General features: G+C 62.0%; 24 protein-coding genes. 22 read left to right on the forward strand and 2 right to left on the reverse strand.

Annotated elements, in window-relative coordinates; all coding sequences use genetic code 11:
* The 13 genes from flhF (at window position 1) to ACMGF8_RS13710 (ending at window position 12,204) form a co-directional block, all read left to right on the forward strand.
* A complete protein-coding gene (flhF, locus tag ACMGF8_RS13650; RefSeq protein WP_102864009.1) occupies window positions 1-1,323 on the forward strand; it encodes a flagellar biosynthesis protein FlhF in 1,323 nt (440 codons plus the stop codon).
* A gap of 118 nt (window positions 1,324-1,441) precedes the next feature.
* On the forward strand, window positions 1,442-2,272 hold the full coding sequence (fleN, locus tag ACMGF8_RS13655; protein WP_016963180.1) for a flagellar synthesis regulator FleN: 831 nt from the start codon (window positions 1,442-1,444) through the stop codon (window positions 2,270-2,272).
* A complete protein-coding gene (fliA, locus tag ACMGF8_RS13660) occupies window positions 2,269-3,009 on the forward strand; it encodes an RNA polymerase sigma factor FliA (protein ID WP_011060003.1) in 741 nt (246 codons plus the stop codon). The genes fleN and fliA overlap by 4 nt, the downstream gene beginning before the upstream one ends.
* Window positions 3,010-3,174: 165 nt before the next feature.
* On the forward strand, window positions 3,175-3,546 hold the full coding sequence (locus ACMGF8_RS13665; protein WP_003183998.1) for a chemotaxis response regulator CheY: 372 nt from the start codon (window positions 3,175-3,177) through the stop codon (window positions 3,544-3,546).
* Window positions 3,547-3,576: 30 nt separating this feature from the next.
* On the forward strand, window positions 3,577-4,365 hold the full coding sequence (locus ACMGF8_RS13670; RefSeq protein ID WP_102864008.1) for a protein phosphatase CheZ: 789 nt from the start codon (window positions 3,577-3,579) through the stop codon (window positions 4,363-4,365).
* Window positions 4,366-4,377: 12 nt separating this feature from the next.
* Window positions 4,378-6,651, forward strand: coding sequence for a chemotaxis protein CheA (locus ACMGF8_RS13675; RefSeq protein WP_250329308.1), 2,274 nt, complete (start codon window positions 4,378-4,380; stop codon window positions 6,649-6,651).
* A 47-nt stretch (window positions 6,652-6,698) separates the two neighbouring features.
* Window positions 6,699-7,814 carry a protein-glutamate methylesterase/protein-glutamine glutaminase gene (locus tag ACMGF8_RS13680; RefSeq protein ID WP_102864006.1) on the forward strand — a complete coding sequence of 372 codons (1,116 nt, stop codon included), beginning with the start codon at window positions 6,699-6,701 and terminating at the stop codon, window positions 7,812-7,814.
* On the forward strand, window positions 7,814-8,554 hold the full coding sequence (locus ACMGF8_RS13685) for a flagellar motor protein (protein WP_102864005.1): 741 nt from the start codon (window positions 7,814-7,816) through the stop codon (window positions 8,552-8,554). The genes ACMGF8_RS13680 and ACMGF8_RS13685 overlap by 1 nt, the downstream gene beginning before the upstream one ends.
* Window positions 8,554-9,441 (forward strand): flagellar motor protein MotD, encoded by an 888-nt coding sequence (gene motD, locus ACMGF8_RS13690; protein WP_371826159.1) that lies wholly within the window; start codon window positions 8,554-8,556, stop codon window positions 9,439-9,441. Before ACMGF8_RS13685 ends, motD begins: the two co-directional genes overlap by 1 nt.
* Window positions 9,442-9,491: 50 nt before the next feature.
* Complete coding sequence (locus ACMGF8_RS13695) at window positions 9,492-10,280, forward strand: ParA family protein (RefSeq protein ID WP_102864003.1); 789 nt, start codon at window positions 9,492-9,494, stop codon at window positions 10,278-10,280.
* A gap of 84 nt (window positions 10,281-10,364) precedes the next feature.
* A complete protein-coding gene (locus ACMGF8_RS13700) occupies window positions 10,365-11,249 on the forward strand; it encodes a CheW domain-containing protein (RefSeq protein WP_102864002.1) in 885 nt (294 codons plus the stop codon).
* Window positions 11,250-11,328: 79 nt separating this feature from the next.
* Entirely contained in the window at window positions 11,329-11,811 is a 483-nt protein-coding gene (locus ACMGF8_RS13705) for a chemotaxis protein CheW (RefSeq protein WP_011060011.1), read from the forward strand.
* The gene (locus ACMGF8_RS13710) at window positions 11,812-12,204 is read left to right on the forward strand and encodes a DUF2802 domain-containing protein (protein ID WP_102864001.1); all 393 of its coding nucleotides are present in this window, start codon (window positions 11,812-11,814) and stop codon (window positions 12,202-12,204) included.
* 59 nt (window positions 12,205-12,263) lie between these two features.
* Here the strand turns inward: ACMGF8_RS13710 and ACMGF8_RS13715 are convergent, their stop codons facing one another.
* Window positions 12,264-12,593, reverse strand: coding sequence for an EscU/YscU/HrcU family type III secretion system export apparatus switch protein (locus ACMGF8_RS13715; protein WP_102878869.1), 330 nt, complete (start codon window positions 12,591-12,593; stop codon window positions 12,264-12,266).
* Window positions 12,590-14,173 carry a flagellar hook-length control protein FliK gene (locus ACMGF8_RS13720; RefSeq protein WP_416759928.1) on the reverse strand — a complete coding sequence of 528 codons (1,584 nt, stop codon included), beginning with the start codon at window positions 14,171-14,173 and terminating at the stop codon, window positions 12,590-12,592. The genes ACMGF8_RS13715 and ACMGF8_RS13720 overlap by 4 nt, the downstream gene beginning before the upstream one ends.
* Before the next feature lie 196 nt (window positions 14,174-14,369).
* On the opposite strand from ACMGF8_RS13720, the gene ccmA reads away from it, so the two are divergent.
* From ccmA to ccmI, 9 genes are all read left to right on the forward strand, one after another.
* A complete protein-coding gene (gene ccmA / locus ACMGF8_RS13725) occupies window positions 14,370-15,005 on the forward strand; it encodes a cytochrome c biogenesis heme-transporting ATPase CcmA (RefSeq protein WP_115581867.1) in 636 nt (211 codons plus the stop codon).
* Window positions 15,002-15,670 (forward strand): heme exporter protein CcmB, encoded by a 669-nt coding sequence (ccmB, locus tag ACMGF8_RS13730; RefSeq protein ID WP_102864110.1) that lies wholly within the window; start codon window positions 15,002-15,004, stop codon window positions 15,668-15,670. Before ccmA ends, ccmB begins: the two co-directional genes overlap by 4 nt.
* Window positions 15,671-15,748: 78 nt before the next feature.
* Window positions 15,749-16,504 carry a heme ABC transporter permease gene (locus tag ACMGF8_RS13735; protein ID WP_102863997.1) on the forward strand — a complete coding sequence of 252 codons (756 nt, stop codon included), beginning with the start codon at window positions 15,749-15,751 and terminating at the stop codon, window positions 16,502-16,504.
* A complete protein-coding gene (gene ccmD, locus ACMGF8_RS13740) occupies window positions 16,501-16,677 on the forward strand; it encodes a heme exporter protein CcmD (RefSeq protein WP_011060018.1) in 177 nt (58 codons plus the stop codon). The genes ACMGF8_RS13735 and ccmD overlap by 4 nt, the downstream gene beginning before the upstream one ends.
* The gene (gene ccmE, locus ACMGF8_RS13745; protein ID WP_115581868.1) at window positions 16,674-17,129 is read left to right on the forward strand and encodes a cytochrome c maturation protein CcmE; all 456 of its coding nucleotides are present in this window, start codon (window positions 16,674-16,676) and stop codon (window positions 17,127-17,129) included. Before ccmD ends, ccmE begins: the two co-directional genes overlap by 4 nt.
* 3 nt (window positions 17,130-17,132) lie before the next feature.
* On the forward strand, window positions 17,133-19,121 hold the full coding sequence (locus ACMGF8_RS13750) for a heme lyase CcmF/NrfE family subunit (RefSeq protein WP_110595165.1): 1,989 nt from the start codon (window positions 17,133-17,135) through the stop codon (window positions 19,119-19,121).
* Window positions 19,118-19,654: a DsbE family thiol:disulfide interchange protein gene (locus ACMGF8_RS13755; protein ID WP_416759932.1), complete on the forward strand. Its 537-nt coding sequence runs from the start codon at window positions 19,118-19,120 to the stop codon at window positions 19,652-19,654. The genes ACMGF8_RS13750 and ACMGF8_RS13755 overlap by 4 nt, the downstream gene beginning before the upstream one ends.
* The gene (locus tag ACMGF8_RS13760) at window positions 19,651-20,124 is read left to right on the forward strand and encodes a cytochrome c-type biogenesis protein (protein WP_102863994.1); all 474 of its coding nucleotides are present in this window, start codon (window positions 19,651-19,653) and stop codon (window positions 20,122-20,124) included. Before ACMGF8_RS13755 ends, ACMGF8_RS13760 begins: the two co-directional genes overlap by 4 nt.
* Window positions 20,117-21,322: a c-type cytochrome biogenesis protein CcmI gene (ccmI, locus tag ACMGF8_RS13765; protein ID WP_102863993.1), complete on the forward strand. Its 1,206-nt coding sequence runs from the start codon at window positions 20,117-20,119 to the stop codon at window positions 21,320-21,322. The genes ACMGF8_RS13760 and ccmI overlap by 8 nt, the downstream gene beginning before the upstream one ends.
* Window positions 21,323-21,332 lie beyond the last annotated feature (10 nt).

Below are 21,332 nucleotides of genomic sequence, written 5' to 3' on the forward strand. Positions count from 1 at the left end.
ATGCAAGTTAAGCGTTTTTTCGCCGCCGATATGCGTCAGGCCATGAAACTGGTTCGTGATGAGTTGGGCGCTGAAGCCGCCATCATCGGCAACCGGCGGATTGCCGGGGGCGTCGAGTTGACGGCTGCCCTGGATTACAAGTTGTCAGCCTTGTCGCCGCGGGTTCCGAACATGGAACTTGAAGACGAGTTGCGCAAGACCCAGTCGCGTATCGTCACCGCCCAGGCCGAACTGAGCCTGCGGGGCGAGGGCGACAGTGCCTCGATCACCAATCGCCAGTTGTTCGCCGGTCTGCCGTTGACTGCCGCCGAGCCGCTGATCGAGCCGACCCTGACCGAGCGTCCGCGTCCGGCCCCGGCTCCTGTTGCTCCGGCGCCCGATAACCGGGCCTTGGACTCCATGCGTTTCGAACTCAACGGTCTGCGTGAGCTGCTGGAAGTGCAGTTGGGCTCCCTGGCCTGGAGCCAGTTGCAGGGCAGTCGCCCGGAGCAGGCCAACCTCTGGCGTCGCCTGCAGCGCATCGGCCTGTCCGGCCCGCTGGCGCGCGACCTGCTGGCACTGATCAGCGAAATCGACGAGCCCCGCCAGGCCTGGCGCATGTTGCTGGCGCACCTGGCGCGGATGATCCAGACCCCGGAAGTCGAGCCACTCGAAGAGGGGGGCGTGATTGCCATGGTCGGCCCTGCCGGCATGGGCAAGACCACTACCCTGGCCAAGCTGGCAGCGCGCTATGTACTCAAGTACGGCGCACAGAACATTGCTCTGGTGAGCATGGACAGCTTCCGTATTGGCGCCCAGGAGCAGCTCAAGACCCTGGGGCGCATCCTTAATGTGTCGGTGACCCATGTCGATCCTGGTCAGTCCCTGGCTCAAGCCCTGGACCCGCTGCTGCGCAAGCGCGTGGTGTTGATCGACACCGCCGGCCTGCAAGCCAGCGACCCGGCGTTGCGCATGCAACTGGAAAGCCTGGCCGGTCGTGGGATTCGGGCGAAGAATTACCTGGTGCTGGCCACTACCAGCCAGAAGCAGGTGCTGACGGCTGCCTACCACAGCTACAAGCGCTGCGGTCTGGCCGGTTGCATCCTCACGAAACTGGATGAAACAGCTAGTCTTGGCGAGGTCTTGAGCCTGGCCATCAGTCACGAATTGCCAGTGGCCTATCTCACCGATGGCCCACGGATTCCCGACGATTTGCATCTGCCTCGCCGCCACCAGTTGGTGAGTCGTGCTGTCAGTGTGCAGATGCAGGAAGAACCCAGCGAAGAAGCCATGGCCGACATGTTCGCTGACCTCTATCACAGCCCGACCAAGCGGGTCGGCTGAGGTAGACATGAATAGATTGCAGTGTATCTACATCGATGGTCTGCCATGCATTGTTCCAATGGTGAACGCGCAGCCAGTTATGTGGCCCCGTCTAAGTAAGACAAGGTAAAGAAAGAACATGGGCAGCATGCATCCCGTACAGGTGATTGCGGTGACCGGCGGCAAAGGTGGCGTCGGCAAGACTAATGTGTCAGTGAACTTGTCCCTGGCTCTGGCTGAGCTCGGTCGGCGGGTCTTGCTGCTGGACGCCGATCTGGGACTGGCCAACGTCGATGTCCTACTGGGTCTGACCCCCAAACGCACCCTGGCGGATGTCATCGAAGGGCGCTGTGAGCTGCGCGACGTGCTGCTCCAGGGGCCTGGCGGCATTCGCATCGTTCCGGCCGCCTCGGGCACCCAAAGCATGGTGCACCTGAGTCCTGCCCAGCATGCGGGCCTGATCCAGGCCTTCAGCGACATCGGCGACAATCTCGATGTGCTGGTGATCGACACCGCTGCGGGCATTGGTGACTCGGTAGTCAGTTTCGTCCGCGCAGCCCAGGAAGTGTTGCTGGTGGTCTGCGACGAACCGACCTCCATCACCGACGCCTACGCGCTGATCAAGTTGCTCAACCGCGATTACGGCATGAACCGTTTCCGGGTCTTGGCCAACATGGCCCAGAGTCCTCAGGAAGGGCGCAACCTGTTTGCAAAATTGACCAAGGTCACGGATCGTTTCCTGGACGTGGCCTTACAATACGTCGGCGCAGTTCCCTACGACGAAAGCGTACGCAAGGCCGTGCAAAAGCAGCGTGCGGTCTATGAAGCCTTTCCTCGTTCGAAGTGTGCATTGGCGTTCAAGGCCATCGCGCAAAAAGTCGATACCTGGCCGTTGCCGGCGAACCCACGCGGGCATCTGGAGTTTTTTGTCGAGCGCCTAGTGCATCAAACAGCGGGACCGGTGCTATGACTGCCAGCGGCTACAACCTCTACAAGAAGTCGGCACGTGACAGCCAATACGAATTGATCGAGCGCTATGCGCCACTGGTCAAGCGTATTGCCTATCACCTGCTGGCGCGGTTGCCGGCCAGTGTTCAGGTGGAAGACCTGATTCAGGCCGGAATGATCGGTTTGCTCGAAGTGTCGACCAAGTACGACGCGAGCAAGGGGGCGAGTTTCGAAACCTACGCGGGTATCCGTATCCGAGGGGCGATGCTTGACGAGGTTCGCAAAGGCGATTGGGCACCGCGTTCGGTGCACCGTAATACGCGCATGGTCAGTGATGCCATTCGCGCAATTGAAGCTAAAACCGGTCGCGATGCTAAAGATCACGAAGTTGCGGCCGAACTTCAATTGAGTCTCGACGATTATTACGGGATTTTGAACGACACCTTGGGCAGCCGCCTGTTCAGTTTCGACGATCTGTTGCAGGACGGCGAACATGAAGGGCTGCATGAGGATGGCGCCAGTGCTCATCTCGAGCCGTCACGGGACCTGGAGGATGAACGCTTCCAGGCTGCGTTGGCGGATGCGATTGCCAATTTGCCGGAGCGCGAGCGACTGGTGTTGGCGCTGTACTACGACGAAGAGCTGAACCTCAAGGAAATCGGTGAGGTCCTGGGGGTCAGCGAGTCGCGGGTCAGCCAGTTACACAGCCAGTGCGCAGCCCGCTTGCGGGGGCGTTTGGGGGAGTGGCGAGCGCGCTGACAGGCAGTGTGGGGACACTGCGATCAGGACCGGTGAAGCAAGCGCTGCACCGGTCTTGCAGTATGTGCTCCATGCAGTCGTTGTGTGTTATGCCGAATTGATTGAATGGCGCGTTCAGGTGCTGGATGCGTTTAAGACTGCTTGGAGGTCGAATTGGACAAGAACATGAAAATCCTCATCGTTGATGACTTTTCAACGATGCGGCGGATCATAAAAAACCTGTTGCGTGATCTGGGTTTCACCAACACGGTCGAGGCCGACGATGGCACTACCGCCATTCCGGTACTCAACAGCGGGAGCATCGACTTTCTGGTAACGGACTGGAACATGCCGGGCATGACCGGTATCGACCTGCTGCGCCACGTGCGGGCCGATGAAAAACTCAAGCACCTGCCGGTATTGATGGTGACTGCTGAAGCCAAGCGCGAGCAGATCATCGAAGCGGCCCAGGCCGGCGTAAACGGCTATGTCGTCAAACCATTCACGGCTCAGGCGTTGAAAGAGAAGATCGAAAAGATCTTCGAACGCATCGGTTGATGTACGTAGCCATTCCGCCACGGGGGAGCTATGGAGCATAACGAATCTTCACTGGGCGACTTTGAGTCGACCCTGAAAAAACATGCGCTGGAACTGGTCGAAAGCCTTGAAAAGGGCAGGTTTGGCGAAGCGGTGCAATTGATCCATGAGCTCAATCAGACCCGTGACCGCGGCCTGTATCAGGAAGTGGGCAAGCTCACCCGCGAGCTGCATAGCGCGATCGTCAATTTCCAGATTGACCCGCACATGCCGCAAGCCGAGGAAGTTTCACAGATCACGGATGCCACTGAGCGCCTGTCCTATGTGGTCCGGCTCACGGAAGCCGCCGCCAACCGCACCATGGATCTGGTGGAGATCAGCACTCCGTTGGTCAATGGCCTGAGCACTGAAGCCCAGGCCTTGAGCGCAGACTGGGGGCGCTTTATGCGGCGCGAGGTCGGCGCTGAAGAGTTTCGCGAACTGGCACGCCGGGTCGACAGTTTCCTGACGCGTAGCGAGCAGGAAACCCGCACCGTCTCGGGCCACCTCAACGACATTCTGCTGGCGCAGGATTACCAGGACCTGACCGGTCAGGTGATCAAGCGTGTGACCCAGTTGGTCACGGAAGTCGAGAGCAATCTGCTCAAACTCGTCTTGATGGCCAGTCAGGTTGATCGTTTCGCTGGCATCGAACATGACCGTGAATCGATCCTCGCTGAAAAAGATCCGCAAAAACATCTCGCCAAGGGTGAAGGTCCGCAGATTCATGCCGATAAACGGGAAGACGTTATGTCCGGTCAGGACGATGTAGACGATTTGCTTTCCAGCCTTGGATTCTAGGAGCACCCATTAATGAGCTTCGGCGCCGATGAAGAGATCCTTCAGGATTTCCTGGTTGAGGCCGGCGAGATTCTAGAGCAACTGTCCGAACAACTGGTCGAGCTGGAAAGCCGGCCAGATGATGCGGACTTGCTCAATGCAATTTTTCGCGGTTTTCACACTGTTAAAGGGGGCGCCGGCTTCCTCCAGCTCAATGAGCTGGTGGAGTGCTGCCACATCGCCGAGAACGTCTTCGACATCCTGCGCAAGGGTGAGCGACGGGTCGATTCGGAGCTGATGGACGTGGTGCTCGAGGCGCTGGACGCGGTGAACGGCATGTTCAGCCAGGTCCGTGAGCGCACCGAAATCACTGCCGCGACACCTGAGCTGCTGGCCGCCTTGGCGCGCCTCGCTGAGCCTGCCGGTGCCGAACCTGCAGCGCCGGCGGTCGAAGAAGTGGCCGAAGTCGCTGTCGAGCCTGAGCCCGAGGCTGAGGCCCCATCAGGGGATATCACCGATAACGAATTCGAACTCTTGCTCGACTCGCTGAATGCCGCCAAGGCCGACGCCGAGGCTGCGCCTGCTGCCGCACCGGTGGCCGAGGCTGCGCCTGCCAGCGACGAGATCACCGATGCCGAGTTCGAGTCCCTGCTGGACCAACTGCATGGCAAGGGGCAGTTCGCACCCGATGCTGTAGCTCCCGCAGCGCCTCCTGCTGCCGCTGGTGCTGCCGCAGCTGGCGACGAAATCACCGATGACGAATTCGAAGCCCTGCTGGACCAGTTGCATGGCAAGGGCAACTTTGCCGTGGACGCACTGGAGTCAGCAGTGGCCGCGGTGCCTGCCGCGCCGGCGCCAAGCGCCGCCGCAGCCGGTAGCGACCTGATCACCGATCACGAATTCGAATCCCTGCTCGATGAGCTGCACGGCAAGGGCAAGTTCTCTGAGGCTCCGGGTGCGGCCAAACCGGCAGCGGCTGTTGCTGCGGCACCGGCTGCTGCAACCAGCACCGCCGTCGCCAAGCCCGTGGCGAAGAAGCCCGAAGCCAAGGCCGAGGCGGCAAAACCGGCAGCGGCTGCAGCGCCGGCACCGGCTCGTGCCGCAGCGGCGCCACCAGCGGAAAAGCCTGCCAGCGAAGCAGAAACCACGGTGCGGGTTGATACTGCGCGCCTGGACGAAATCATGAACATGGTGGGCGAGCTGGTGCTGGTGCGTAACCGTCTGGTGCGCCTGGGGCTCAACAGCGGCGACGAAGCCATGTCCAAGGCCGTGTCGAACCTGGACGTGGTGACCGCCGACCTGCAGACCGCGGTGATGAAGACCCGCATGCAGCCGATCAAGAAGGTGTTCGGGCGCTTCCCGCGTCTGGTTCGCGACTTGGCCCGACAGCTCAAGAAAGAGATCAACCTGGAGCTGGTGGGGGAAGAAACCGACCTCGACAAGAACCTGGTCGAGGCCCTGGCCGATCCGCTGGTGCACTTGGTGCGCAACGCGGTGGACCATGGCATTGAGTCGCCGGAAGAGCGCGAAGCCTCGGGCAAGGCCCGTGGCGGCAAAGTGGTGCTGGCGGCGGAGCAGGAAGGTGACCACATCCTCCTGTCGATTTCCGACGACGGCAAGGGCATGGACCCCAACGTTCTGCGAGCCATTGCCGTCAAGCGCGGCGTGATGGACAAGGACGCCGCCGACCGCCTGAGCGACACCGAGTGCTACAACCTGATCTTCGCCCCGGGCTTCTCCACCAAGACCGAGATCTCCGACGTCTCCGGCCGTGGCGTGGGCATGGACGTGGTGAAGACCAAGATTTCCCAGCTCAATGGCTCGATCAACATCTACTCGACCAAGGGCCAGGGTTCGAAGATCGTCATCAAGGTGCCGTTGACCCTGGCGATCATGCCGACCCTGATGGTGATGCTGGGCAACCAGGCGTTCGCCTTCCCGCTGGTCAACGTCAACGAAATCTTCCACCTCGACCTGTCCCGCACCAATGTGGTGGATGGCCAGGAAGTGGTGATCGTGCGTGACAAGGCATTGCCCCTGTTCTACCTCAAGCGCTGGCTGGTCAGTTCCGCGGCTCATGAAGAGCAGCGTGAAGGCCACGTAGTGATCCTTTCGGTGGGCACCCAGCGGATCGGTTTTGTCGTCGATCAACTGGTAGGCCAGGAAGAAGTGGTCATCAAGCCCTTGGGCAAAATGCTTCAGGGAACCCCGGGCATGTCCGGCGCCACCATTACCGGTGACGGCCGCATCGCTCTGATTCTCGATGTTCCGAGCATGCTCAAGCGTTACGCCGCACGGCGTATTTGATTCGGCGGGGAGGGGCGGTTGGCCTCGCCCCACCTAACGGAGTGTTTATGGCAGTCAAAGTCCTGGTGGTGGACGATTCGGGTTTTTTCCGCCGCCGCGTCTCGGAAATTCTTTCAGCGGATTCGAATATCCAGGTCGTCGGTACGGCGACCAATGGTAAAGAGGCGATCGATCAGGCCCTGGCCCTCAAGCCGGACGTGATCACCATGGACTACGAGATGCCGATGATGGATGGCATCACCGCAGTGCGGCATATCATGCAGCGCTGCCCGACGCCGGTCCTGATGTTCTCTTCCCTGACCCACGAAGGCGCTCGAGTGACCCTCGATGCGCTGGATGCCGGGGCTGTGGATTTCCTGCCGAAGAATTTCGAAGACATCTCGCGCAATCCCGAGAAGGTCAAGCAACTGCTGTGCGAGAAAGTCCACAGCATTTCGCGCAGTAATCGCCGTTTCAGCAGCTACAGCGCCCCGGCGCCGCAACCGGCTGCACCGGCTCCGGCGCCGTCGAGCTTTGGCGGCAGTCGTCCGGCGCCTGCGCCTGCTCCTGTCCGTGCTCCGGCACCGGCTGCCGGCCCGGCATCGCCAGCGCCCAAGCGCAAGGCCTACAAGCTGGTGGCGATCGGTACTTCCACCGGTGGCCCGGTGGCGCTGCAGCGGGTCCTGACCCAACTGCCGGCCAACTTCCCGGCACCTATCGTGCTGATTCAGCATATGCCTGCGGCTTTCACCAAAGCCTTTGCCGAGCGTTTGGACAAGCTGTGCCGGATCAGTGTCAAGGAAGCGGAGGATGGCGACATCCTGCGTCCAGGCCTGGCGCTGCTGGCGCCGGGCGGCAAGCAGATGATGATCGACGGTCGTGGCGCGGTGAAGATTCTTCCTGGCGACGAGCGCCTGAACTACAAGCCGTGCGTGGATATCACCTTCGGTTCTGCGGCCAAGTCCTACAGCGACAAAGTTCTGGCGGTGGTGCTGACCGGTATGGGCGCCGACGGTCGCGAAGGCGCCCGCCTGCTCAAGCAGGGCGGCAGCGCGGTCTGGGCCCAGGATGAAGCCAGCTGCGTGATCTATGGCATGCCCATGGCCATCGTCAAAGCCAATCTGGCGGACGCGGTGTACAGCCTGGACGACATCGGCCGGCATCTGGTCGAGGCCTGTCTCTGATGGATGTGCTCAGCCTTATCGGGATCATCATGGCGTTTGTCGCCATCATTGGTGGCAACTACCTGGAAGGGGGTCACCTGTCGGCCCTGGCCAATGGCCCGGCGGCACTGATCGTGCTCGGCGGCACCATCGGCGCGGCCTTGCTGCAGTCGCCGTTGAGTGCCTTCAAGCGAGCCATGCAGATCCTGGTGTGGATTCTGTTTCCGCCTCGGGTGGACCTGCCCGGGGGCATCGATCGGGTGGTCAACTGGAGCCTGACCGCACGCAAGGAGGGCCTGCTGGGCCTGGAAGGCGTGGCGGACGCCGAGCCTGACACCTATTCGCGCAAAGGCTTGCAGCTGTTGGTCGATGGTGCCGAGCCGGAAGCCATCCGCAGCATCCTTGAAGTGGACTTCTACACCCAGGAAAGCCGGGATATCGAGGCTGCCAAGGTCTTCGAAAGCATGGGCGGCTATGCGCCGACCATCGGCATCATCGGTGCGGTGATGGGCCTGATCCACGTGATGGGCAACCTGGCTGATCCATCGCAGTTGGGCAGTGGTATTGCCGTGGCCTTCGTCGCCACCATCTACGGTGTGGCCAGTGCCAACCTGGTGCTGTTGCCGATCGCGGCCAAGCTCAAGGCCATTGCCTTGCGCCAGTCCCGTTACCGGGAAATGTTGCTCGAAGGCATTCTGTCGATTGCCGAAGGCGAAAACCCTCGCTCCATCGAGTTGAAGCTGCAAGGCTTCATGGACTGATTATGGCTCGTCGTCGCCAGCAAGAAGAACACGTCAACCACGAACGCTGGTTGGTTTCCTACGCCGACTTCATCACCTTGCTGTTCGCGTTTTTCGTGGTCATGTACTCCATCTCCTCGATCAACGAGGGCAAGTACAAGGTGATTTCCGAAGCCTTGATCGGGGTCTTCACCGACTCCGATCGCAGTCTCAAGCCGATTCCCATCGGTGACGAGCGGCCCAAGACCGTGACCCCGGCCAAGCCGCTGGTCAAGGACAGCGAACAGACCGATGCCGGGATTTCCGGTGGCAGTGACCCGCTGAAAAGCATCGCCGATGACATCAGCGCCGCTTTTGGCGACCTGATCAGCTCTAACCAGATGACCGTGCGTGGCAATGAGTTGTGGGTGGAGATCGAACTCAACTCCAGCCTGTTGTTCGGCAGCGGCGATGCCATGCCCAGCGATCAGGCGTTCACCATCATCGACAAGGTGGCGAAGATCCTCAAACCCTTCGACAACCCGATTCATGTCGAAGGCTTCACCGACAACCTGCCGATCCAGACCGCGCAGTACCCGACCAACTGGGAGTTGTCTTCGGCCCGCTCGGCGAGCATCGTGCGGATGCTGGCGATGCAGGGGGTGAACCCCGCGCGAATGGCTTCGGTGGGGTATGGCGAGTTCCAGCCGGTGGCCAACAATGCCACCGCCGAAGGCCGGGCACGCAATCGCCGGGTGGTGCTGGTGGTATCGCGCAACCTGGATGTGCGTCGCAGCCTGACCGGTACCGGAACCGCCAACGCGACACCGGATGCGGCACTCAAGCGTGCTGGCACACAAACTGCACCAACCCCAGTGAAAACGCCGGTACAGGGAAGCGCCGTCAATTCTCCGTCACCTGCTTTATAACTTAGCGCTATGTCTCGCCCCGCTGTGGCCGGGCGGGAGGAACAAACCGAATGAGAGTCTGGGCAGTTGCCAATCAAAAGGGTGGTGTCGGTAAAACCACCAGTTCCATCGCTTTAGCCGGTTTGCTGGCCGAGGCGGGCAAGCGCGTGGTCGTGGTCGATCTCGACCCCCACGGTTCCATGACCAGCTACTTCGGCTATGACCCGGACAGCCTGGAGCACAGCAGCTACGACCTGTTCCTGCACAAGGGCAATGTGCCCCAGGACCTGCCGGGCCAGTTGTTGCTGGGCACCAGCCATGAGCGCATTTCACTGTTGCCGTCGAGCACCGCCCTGGCCACCCTTGAGCGTCAGTCACCGGGGCAGAGTGGTTTGGGCCTGGTGATCGCCAAGAGCCTGGCACAGCTGTGGCAGGACTTCGATTACGCGGTGATCGACAGCCCACCGCTGCTCGGTGTGTTGATGGTCAATGCCCTGGCGGCTAGCCAGCAGTTGGTGATCCCGGTGCAGACCGAGCACTTGGCGGTCAAGGGGTTGGAGCGCATGGTCAACACCCTGGCGATGGTCAATCGCTCGCGCAAGCAACCGCTGCCGTTCACCATTGTGCCGACCCTGTTCGACCGCCGGACCCAGGCTTCCCTGGGCACTCTGCGGATCCTGCGGGACAAGTTTCCCGACGAAATCTGGCAGGGCTATATCCCGGTGGATACCCGCTTGCGGGATGCCAGCCGGGCAGGGGTCACCCCATCTCAGTTCGATGGCAAGAGCCGCGGTGTACTGGCCTACAAGGCCTTGCTCAAGCATCTGCTGGCCCAACAACTCGTGGCGCAGGTGGCTTGACGTGAAGCGCTATTCAAGTCACTCGACTGCTCGGCCGATAACCCCTACAGATCACTGTATCGGGGTTTTTGCGTGGGCATCCTCATGAACCGTCCTCTGGATATCAAGAGCCGGCCTCAGCTGGCGCTGCAATCGTACCTGGACGCTTTGCTGCAGGATGCTACCGAAGAGGAACAGCTACCGGAGCCTCCGGTCCAGGTTGCTCCGCCGGTCCCGCCGGTAATGTCCCAGGCTTCCAGCGAAGTGCTGGATGAGTTCCAGGCTGCAGTGTTGGAAGAGCAGGCGCGGGACGCACAGGCCCAGCACCAGGCGGCACCTGCTGTCCGGGATGCTGCACCTGCACCTGCGGTAATGGAGGCGCCGGAACCCTTGCCGAGCTCGATCTCGCCGGTGGTGCCGATGCTCCAGGCCCTGGTGCCGCCACTGGTGGAAGTTCATCTGCCGCCGAACAATACACCGCCTCCGGTTTCCGGTAGCGACCGTCCCAGCTGGGCGGCCGAACCTTTCGAGTGCCTATTGTTCGATGTCGCCGGCCTGACCCTGGCAGTGCCGTTGGTGTGCCTGGGGTCGATCTATTCCCTGGCAGGGCAGGAGCTGACACCGCTGTTCGGCCAGCCGGAATGGTTCCTCGGCATCCTGCCGAGCCAGGCCGGTAATCTGAAAGTCCTGGATACCGCTCGCTGGGTCATGCCGGATCGCTACCGTGATGATTTTCGCCAGGGCTTGCAGTATGTGATCTCGGTCCAGGGCTACGAGTGGGGGCTGGCAGTGCATCAGGTCAGTCGCTCCCTGCGCCTGGACCCCAACGAAATCAAGTGGCGCAGTCATCGTGGCCAGCGTCCGTGGCTGGCCGGCACGGTGATTGAGCATATGTGCGCCTTGCTTGACGTTGCTGAACTGGCCGAGTTGATTGCCACCGGCGGCGCCAAGCAGATGGCTATCAGTCAAGCGGCCCACAAGCCGAAGTAAACCAACAACAGGCTATGTCCGTCGGACGTGGCCACACAGAACACACGCCGTTTTCAACGGTTTTTTGAGGGGTCAGGGTATGAATAAGTCGTCGTCTGCACAGGGTTCCGAAGATCCGATCCTGCAATGGGTCACCTTCAAGCTGGATAACGAGTCCTACGGCATCAACGTGATGCGCGTCCAGGAAGTCCTGCGCTACACCGAGATCGCTCCGGTACCGGGTGCTCCCAGCTATGTGCTGGGGATCATCAACCTGCGGGGCAATGTGGTCACCGTGATCGACACCCGTCAGCGTTTCGGCCTGGTGCCGACCGAAGTCAACGACAACACCCGGATCGTCATCATCGAAGCCGACAAGCAAGTGGTCGGGATCATGGTCGACAGCGTGGCGGAAGTGGTTTACCTGCGTCAGTCGGAAGTCGAGACCGCGCCGAATGTCGGTAACGAAGAGTCGGCCAAGTTCATTCAGGGTGTCTGCAACAAGAACGGCGAACTGCTGATTCTGGTTGAACTGGACAAGATGATGAGCGAAGAGGAATGGTCGGAACTGGAGAGTATCTGATTGATCCTCGAGGTAGCGGTGATTGTCCTGGCGATCCTTTGGGTCGCCACTGTGGCGCTATTCCTGTCGTATACCCGCAATCAGCGGCAGATCGCCGCCCAGCAGGCCGAAGGCGATGCCGTGCGCGACCAGCGGATCAAGGAGCTGGCCAAGCGCGTCGATCATTACCAGAGCGGTACGGTGCGCATGGGCGAGGATCTGCATGAGCTGCGAGCGGTGGTGGCGCCGTTGCCGGACAAACTGGCCCAACTGGAGCAGCGTGACCCCTCCAGCCTGTCCTTCGCCCAGGCCGCGCGCCTGGTGGGCATGGGCGCCAGTGTCGACGAGCTGACCCAGTCCTGCGGCCTGACCCAGGCCGAGGCGGAGCTGGTCAGCAAGCTGCACAAAGGCTAGCCACAAGTCGCAAGCTTCCCGAGGGAAGCTTGCGACTTAGCGCTTGCCGCGGCTTCTCTTCAATAATCGTCACCGCGCTCGGTGATGTCTTTCTCCAGTTCCACCTGATGCGGATCATGCCCGGCCGGAAACTTGCCCTTGAGGTTCCAGGCGAAGGCGATGATTTCGGCGATGGTCCGGTACAGCTCCGGTGGAATGCTCTCGCCCAACTCCAGGCGCGCCAACAGCTTCACCAGCTCGGCATTCTCATAGATCGGCACTTCATAGTCCCGGGCGATCTTCAGGATGGCTTCGGCCAGTTCATCGTCGCCCTTGGCGGTCAGGGTCGGGGCTTGCTGGCCGTCGTACTTGAGGGCAATGGCCTGGCGTGGAGGAGGTGTGTGTTTCATGCAGTTTCGTCGACCCAGCGTTGTTCCAATCGAGTTTGCGGGCCCTGGGGCGGGATGCCCAGGTGGCAGTCCAGGTCACCGACATCCAGCCCTGAAGCCAGCAGGCGTTCGCGCAGGTTGCCCAGGTGGCTTTCGATCAGGCTCGCGGTGTAGGGGCGTTCGGCCCACAGCTGGCTGGACAGCCGACCTTGAATCAGTTGTGCCTGGACCTGCAAAGGGCCCAGGGGCTCCAGGTCGAAGGCCAGATCGAGCCGCCACAAGGCCTGCTTGGGTTCTCGCTCTTCACGTTTTTGTTGCGGCTCAGGCTCCGGCGCTTCTTCGCGCTGCATTTTGACCTGCAAGGGCACGATGTCCTGCAGGTTGCGCATGGGGATTTCCAGCTGCCAGGTGGTCAGTTGCCGGCCATCGTCGGTCTGGCCGCTCTGTTCCAGGCTCGCCAGTTGATGGCTCTGCAGGCGTGATACCGCGGCGGCGGCCAGGCGCAGCAACTGTTGCAGATCGCCTTCACCTTCCAGGCTTTGCAGCAGACGCTCCGGCAGCGGGAAGCCGCTGGGTGAGGTCTTGGCGCTGACCTGGCCGAGGGTGCCCAGGGCGCTGCGCACGAAGCTCGGCAGCGATTGCGCCAGGGTGTTGGCGGCGATGATCGCATTGAAGCTGCTGGAGGAGGGCAGCCCCGGGGTCAACTGGGCGATCAGGCGCAGCAGGTCGCCCTTCAGGTCTGGCGTCTGACCGGGATTGGTGCCGGCCAGCAGCTTGGCTTCCAGAAACAGGCCGCTGCCCAGCAGAGCCTGGGCCACGCCGCGCGAGGTGCTCAACTGCTGATGGTCCGGCAGGCCGGCCAGCAAGCGCTCCACGGCGGCCCGCAGGTCGGCGGAGGAAGTGGCCAGTTCGCTGTCGGCGGGCAGGTTCTGCAGGAGGTTGATCAATCCGTTCAGGGAGCCCTGGCGGCTTTGCTGGCTGGCCAGTTGTGCGGCGATGGCCAGTTGTTCCTGGCGGTTGCCCAGAGGGACGAAGTTCAGGGTCTGTGCATCCGAGACCTGGGCGCTGAGCAGGCTGCCGATACGCAGCGGCTGCGGGCTGTCGATGCTCAAGGTGGCGCCACTTTGCGCGGTGTTGAGCAGGCTCACCAGGGAACGGTAGATCGCCGGCTGATTGCTGCCCTGGGGCAGGAGCTGGGTAGTCAGCACCTTGCCCTGGAGCAGGGTGCCGGCGGGCAGTTGGCTGGTATCCAGGCGCGTCAGGGCGGCGACGCTGGAGGCGATGGCCTGCTGCACGGTGATCGCCAGGTTGCCGGCCGAAGGCTGGATCACCGCCAGGCTGGTGCCCTGGGGCAAGGGCTGGCTGCTGGTGGCTTGCACGGTGGTTTGCCGGCCGTTGTCCAGGGTCACCTTGAGCAGCAGCTGGAAGGTCTGGTCGGTCTGCTTGAGCGACAGCACTTCAGCCTTGGCGCTCTGACCGGCGGCAATCAGGCCTTCCAGTGGCGGCACCAGCTTGAGCAATTCGCCGCTGATCGGCTGAGGGCGCGAGGGGCCGGGAGCGGGCGCCTGGGGCAGTGGCAGGATGTTTATTTCGCCAGTCATTCGGACACAACCTGTGGAAATTAGCCCTCTTGAGAGTAGGGCTTCGCATGTATAATGCCGCCCGTCTTTGGGGGAGTGGGGAAAACATTGCAAATGTTTGACGCAGCTCTCTAGAACAGGCCGCCAATGCATTTATCCTGCATCCCTTTAACGGCCGCTCCACTGCCGACTTGAACCCGTAAAGGCCCACCATCCCTTGACCAGCCCTCTTCTCGAAGCCGTAGCACTCGCCTGTGAGCGCGACTGGCGGATGCTGTTTGAACACCTGGAGTTGCGTCTGACCGGCGGAGACATGGTACAGATCAGTGGCCCCAACGGCAGTGGCAAGACCAGCCTGCTGCGTTTGCTCGCCGGCCTGATGCAACCCACCAGCGGTCAGGTGCTGCTCAATGGCCAGCCCTTGCATGCCCAGCGCGCCGAACTGGCGCGCAACCTGTTGTGGATTGGCCATGCCGCCGGAATCAAGGATGTCCTGACCCCCGAGGAAAACCTCAACTGGCTCTGTGCCTTGCACCAGTCGGCAACGCGCGACGCTATCTGGCAGGCCCTGGCGGCCGTCGGCCTGCGCGGCTTCGAGGACGTCGCCTGTCACACCCTGTCTGCCGGCCAGCAGCGTCGTGTGGCCCTGGCCCGGCTGTATCTGGACGGCCCGCCGCTGTGGATCCTTGACGAGCCCTTTACCGCCCTGGACAAACAGGGGGTGGCCCAGCTCGAAGAGCACCTGGCCAATCATTGTGAACGTGGCGGCATGGTGGTCCTGACCACTCACCACACGCTGACCCGTATGCCGTCCGGCTACCGCGATCTGGATCTGGGGCGGTGGGCGGCATGAGCGTCTTTGCCCAATTGCTGGCCCGTGAAGCGCGCTTGCTGTTCCGACGCCCGGCGGAGTTGGCCAATCCCCTGGTGTTCTTCGCCATCGTCGTTGCACTGTTCCCATTGGCCGTGGGACCTGAGACAAATCTGTTGCAAACCTTGTCTCCCGGGTTGGTCTGGGTAGCGGCCTTATTGTCCGTCCTGCTCTCGCTGGACGGGCTTTTTCGCAGTGATTTCGAGGACGGATCCCTTGAACAGTGGGTCCTTTCGTCGCACCCCCTGCCTCTTCTGGTTTTGGCCAAGGTACTGGCACACTGGGCCTTTTCCGGCCTGGCACTGGTATTGCTTGCACCCTTGCTGGCCTTGATGCTCGGCTTGCCTGCCGCCTGCCTGCCGGTGTTGCTGGCTTCATTGATGCTGGGCACTCCGGTGCTGAGCCTGTTGGGCGCAGTGGGCGCAGCATTGACGGTGGGGTTGAAGCGTGGAGGCTTGCTGCTGGCGTTACTGATCCTGCCTCTGTACATCCCGGTATTGATTCTCGGCAGTGGCGCCCTGCAGGCGGCACTGCAGGGCATGCCGGCGACAGGTTATCTGCTGTGGCTTGGGAGCCTGACCGCCCTGGCAGTGACCCTTACACCCTTTGCAATAGCTGCTGGCCTGAAGATCAGCGTCGGCGAATAATGAGGTCTGGTTGTTTTTTAACCAGTAAAGACCCTGGCTGTTCGTGAACGCGAAGAGCAACCGTGATGGAAGCAATGAATGAACTGGACTTGGTTTCATAAGCTCGGCTCGCCTAAATGGTTTTACGGCATCAGCGGCAAGCTGCTGCCCTGGCTGAGCGTCGCCGCCGTGTTGCTGATCGGTATCGGCGTCGTCTGGGGCTTGGCCTTTGCGCCACCGGATTACCAGCAGGGCAACAGCTTTCGCATCATCTATATCCATGTGCCAATGGCGATGCTGGCCCAGTCCTGCTACGTCATGCTGGCCGTGTGCGGTGTGGTCGGGCTGGTGTGGAAAATGAAACTGGCCGATGTCGCCCTGCAATGCGCGGCGCCCATCGGGCATTCGATCACCTTCCTGGCCCTGGTAACCGGGGCGATCTGGGGCAAGCCGACCTGGGGTTCCTGGTGGGTCTGGGATGCGCGACTAACGTCGATGCTGATCCTGCTGTTTCTGTACGCAGGTCTGATTGCGCTCAATGCCGCCATCAGCAATCGTGACAGCGCCGCCAAGGCCTGCGCGGTGCTGGCGATTGTCGGCGTGGTGAATATCCCGATCATCAAATACTCGGTGGAGTGGTGGAACACCCTGCACCAGGGGGCGACTTTTACCCTCACCGAAAAGCCCGCCATGCCGGTGGAAATGTGGCTGCCGCTGCTGCTGACGTCCTTGGGTTTCTATTGTTTCTTTGGCGTGCTGCTGTTGCTGCGCATGCGCCTTGAGGTGCTCAAGCGCGAAGCCCGCACCAGTTGGGTCAAGGCCGAAGTCCAACGCAGCCTGGAGACCGCACAATGAGCTTTGCATCCTTCAGCGATTTTCTCGCCATGGGCCATCACGGCCTCTACGTCTGGTCGGCCTATGGCATTTGCCTGGTCGTCCTGGCTCGTGAGCTGGTGGCGCCGATCCTGGCGCGCAAGCGTTATCTGCAACAAGAGGCGCGTCGTCTGCGCCGGGAGAACGGTAAGTGAATCCGCTGCGTAAAAAGCGTCTTTTGATCATCCTGGCGATCCTGGTGGGCGTCGGCATTGCCGTCGGTCTGGCCCTCAGTGCGCTGAAGGAAAACATCAACCTGTTCTACACCCCGACCCAAATTGCCAATGGCGAAGCACCGCTGGACACGCGGATTCGCGCTGGCGGCATGGTCGAGGCCGGCTCCCTGCAACGTTCCGCCGACTCCCTGGACGTCAAATTCGTGGTCACCGACTTCAACAAGTCAGTGGCCATCACCTACCGCGGCATCCTTCCGGACCTGTTCCGCGAAGGGCAGGGCATTGTCGCCCTGGGCAAGCTCAACGCCGATGGCGTGGTGGTGGCCGATGAAGTGCTGGCCAAGCACGACGAGAAATACATGCCGCCGGAAGTCACCAAGGCGTTGCAAGACAGCGGCCAGTCGGCACCGACACCAGCGAAAGAGGGTTAAGCCATGAGTTCCGCACTGTTCGTTCCCGAACTCGGTCATCTGGCGATGATCCTCGCCCTGTGCTTTGCCCTGGTCCAGGCGGTGGTGCCATTGCTGGGTGCCTGGCGCGGCGACCGCCTGTGGATGAGCCTGGCCCAGCCAGCAGCCTGGGGCCAGTTCGCGTTCCTGGTATTCGCCTTCGGCTGCCTGACCTACGCCTTCATGAGTGACGATTTCTCGGTGGCCTATGTCGCCAGCAACTCCAACAGCGCCTTGCCCTGGTACTACAAGTTCAGCGCCGTGTGGGGCGCCCACGAAGGTTCGCTGCTGCTCTGGGCGCTGATCCTCGGGGGCTGGACCTTCGCTGTGTCGGTGTTCTCGCGCCAGTTGCCACAAGTGATGCTGGCCCGGGTGCTGGCGGTGATGGGCATGATCAGCACCGGCTTCCTGCTGTTCCTGATCATGACCTCCAACCCGTTTTCGCGAATCCTGCCCCAGGTACCGGCGGACGGTCGTGACCTCAACCCGCTGTTGCAGGACATCGGCCTGATCGTCCACCCACCCATGCTGTACATGGGTTACGTCGGTTTCTCGGTGGCCTTTGCCTTTGCCATTGCCGCGCTGCTGGGCGGTCGCCTGGACGCTGCCTGGGCTCGCTGGTCGCGGCCCTGGACCATCGTCGCCTGGGCCTTCCTTGGCATCGGTATCACCCTGGGCTCCTGGTGGGCCTACTACGAACTGGGTTGGGGCGGCTGGTGGTTCTGGGACCCGGTGGAAAACGCTTCCTTCATGCCCTGGCTGGTGGGCACGGCCTTGATCCACTCCCTGGCAGTGACGGAAAAGCGCGGTGTATTCAAGAGCTGGACCGTGCTGCTGGCCATTGCCGCGTTTTCCCTGAGCCTGCTGGGGACCTTCCTGGTGCGCTCCGGGGTCCTGACTTCAGTGCACGCCTTCGCTTCGGACCCTGAGCGTGGCGTGTTCATCCTGATCTTCCTGCTGTTCGTAGTGGGGGGCTCCCTGACCCTGTTTGCCCTGCGGGCGCCGGTGGTCAAGAGCCATGTGGGCTTCAACCTGTGGTCCCGGGAAACCCTGCTGCTGGGCAACAACCTGGTGCTGGTGGTGGCGTCCTCGATGATCCTGCTGGGCACCCTGTATCCGCTGGTGCTGGATGCCCTGACCGGGGCCAAGCTGTCGGTGGGCCCGCCGTATTTCAATGCGCTGTTCATTCCGCTGATGGCCCTGCTGATGGTGGTGATGGCGGTGGGCGTGCTGGTGCGCTGGAAAGACACCCCGGTGAAATGGCTGCTGGGCATGCTCGGTCCGGTGCTGCTGGGCAGCGTGGCCCTGGCCGTGGTGGCCGGCATTGCCTACGGCGACTTCAACTGGGCGGTGTTGGCGACCTTCTTGCTGGCGGCCTGGGTGCTGCTGGCCGGGGTGCGTGACATCTTCGACAAGACCCGCCACAAGGGCCTGATCAAGGGCCTGCCAAGCCTGACTCGCAGTTATTGGGGCATGCAGCTGGCGCACCTGGGCATTGCGATCTGCGCCCTGGGCGTGGTGCTGTCGAGCCAGAACAGCGCCGAGCGCGACCTGCGCCTGGAGCCAGGCGAGTCCATGGAACTGGCCGGTTATCAGTTCATCTTCGAAGGCGCCAAGCATTTCGAAGGGCCGAACTTCACTTCCGACAAGGGCACTGTGCGTGTGGTGCGCAACGGCAAGGAAGTGGCGGTGCTGCACCCGGAAAAACGCCTGTACACCGTGCAGAGTTCGATGATGACCGAAGCTGGCATCGATGCCGGTTTCACCCGTGACCTGTATGTCGCCCTGGGCGAATCCCTGGGTGATGGCGCCTGGGCGGTGCGGGTGCACGTCAAGCCGTTCGTGCGCTGGATCTGGTTCGGCGGCCTGCTCACCGGGTTCGGTGGCTTGCTGGCGGCGATGGATCGGCGTTATCGGGTCAAGGTTAAAAGCCGCGTGCGCGAAGCGCTGGGCATGACAGGAGCCGCCGCATGAGACGCTGGATGATGATGTTGCCCCTGGCAGTGTTCCTGGTGGTGGCGGTGTTCCTCTATCGCGGGTTGTATCTGGACCCGGCCGAGCTGCCGTCGGCGATGATTGGCAAGCCGTTCCCGGAGTTCTCCCTGCCGTCGGTGCAGGGCGATAAGACCCTGACCCGCGTTGACCTGCTGGGCAAGCCGGCTTTGGTCAACGTCTGGGGCACCTGGTGCATTTCCTGCCGGGTCGAGCATCCGGTGCTGAACAAGCTGGCCGAGAAGGGCGTGGTGATCTACGGCATCAACTACAAGGACGTCAATGCCGACGCCCTGAAGTGGCTGGCCGAGTTCCACAATCCCTACCTGCTGGATGTGCGTGACGAGGAGGGCTCCCTGGGGCTCAATCTGGGTGTCTATGGCGCCCCGGAAACCTTCTTCATCGATGCCAAGGGCATCATCCGTGACAAGTTCGTCGGGGTGATCGACGAAGTGGTGTGGCGCGAACAGCTGGCGGCCAAGTACCAGGCCCTGGTAGACGAGGCCAAACCATGAAGCGCTGGTTAGCCGCCGCCATCCTGGGCCTGAGCATCGCTGGCGTGGCCCACGCTGCCATCGATACCTACCAGTTCGCCAATGACACCGACCGCGAAAGGTTTCGCGAGCTGACCAAGGAACTGCGCTGCCCCAAGTGCCAGAACCAGGACATCGCCGATTCCAATGCACCGATTGCCGCCGACCTGCGCAAGGAGATTTTCCGCATGCTCGGCGAGGGCAAGGACAATCAGCAGATCATCGACTTCATGGTGGATCGCTACGGTGACTTCGTGCGTTACAAGCCGGCCCTGACCGGCAAGACCGCCTTGCTCTGGTTCGGTCCTGCCGGCCTGTTGCTGGGCGGGCTGGTGATCATTGCCGTGATAGTCCGGCGTCGTCGCGTCGAACGCAGCGACAGCCCGAACACGCTTTCCGTCGAAGAGCGTCAGCGCCTCGACCAACTGCTGGATAAAACCCCCCATGATTGATTTCTGGCTTGCAGCAGGTCTGCTGCTCCTGATCGCCCTGAGTTTCCTGTTGATCCCGGTATTGCGTGAGCGTCGTGCCCAACGTGAGGAGGATCGTACCGCGCTGAACGTGGCGCTTTATGAAGAGCGCGTGGCCGAGCTGCATGGCCAGCAAGCGCAAGGCGTACTCAGTGCCGAGCAGATGGACGCGGGGCGCGCGGAAGCGGCCCGGGAACTGCTGGCGGACACCGAAGGCAGCGGCCCAGTGCGGACCTCGCGTCTGGGCAAACCTCTGCCGCTGTTGGCGGCGCTGCTGGTACCGGTGCTGGGCTTGGGTCTGTATCTGCATTTTGGTGCCAGCGACAAGGTCGAGCTGACCCGGGAGTTCGCCCAGGCGCCGCAGTCCATGGAAGAAATGACCCGGCGCCTGGAGCGCGCAGTGGCGGCCCAGCCGGATTCTGCCGAGGGCCTGTATTTCCTTGGGCGTACCTACATGGCCCAGGACCGTCCAGCGGACGCGGCGAAGATCTTCGAGCGTACCGTGGCCCTGGCCGGACGCCAGCCCGAGCTGTTGGGGCAGTGGGCCCAGGCTCAATACTTCGCCGATAACAAGCAATGGTCGGACAAGGTCCAGGGCTTGACCGATGAAGCGTTGAAGGCCGATCCCAACGAAGTCACCAGTCTCGGGTTGCTGGGTATCGCCGCTTTCGAAGGCGGGCGTTTCCAGGAGGCCATCGATTACTGGAAGCGCCTGCAGGCGCAACTGCCGCCGCAGGACAATTCCCGTGCCGCGCTGCAGGGAGGCATTGATCGCGCCAGCGAAAAACTGCTGGCGGCCGGTGGCAAGGTCGCGGCCGAGCCTGCGGTCAAGGCCAAGGGCGCCTTGCTCAAGGTCCGGGTCGATCTGGCGGCGGAGCTCAAGGCCAAGGTCCAGCCGGGTGACAGCGTGTTCATCTTCGCTCGTGCCACCCAGGGCCCGCCCGCGCCGTTGGCGGCCAAGCGCCTGACCGTCGCCGACCTGCCGGCCACTGTGGAGCTGGGGGATAGCGACGCGATGATGCCGCAGTTGAAACTGTCGAACTTCCCTGAAGTCCAACTGGTTGCGCGCATTTCCCGTGCCGGCCAGCCAACGGCCGGTGAGTGGATCGGGCAGAGCCAGCCCCTGCCCAGCAGCACCACGGCCGCGCAACAGCTGACCATCGACAGTCCGGATCAATAATCAGAGAAGC

It is taken from the genome of Pseudomonas sp. BNK-7, assembly GCF_048072025.1.
Classification (GTDB): domain Bacteria; phylum Pseudomonadota; class Gammaproteobacteria; order Pseudomonadales; family Pseudomonadaceae; genus Aquipseudomonas; species Aquipseudomonas danubii.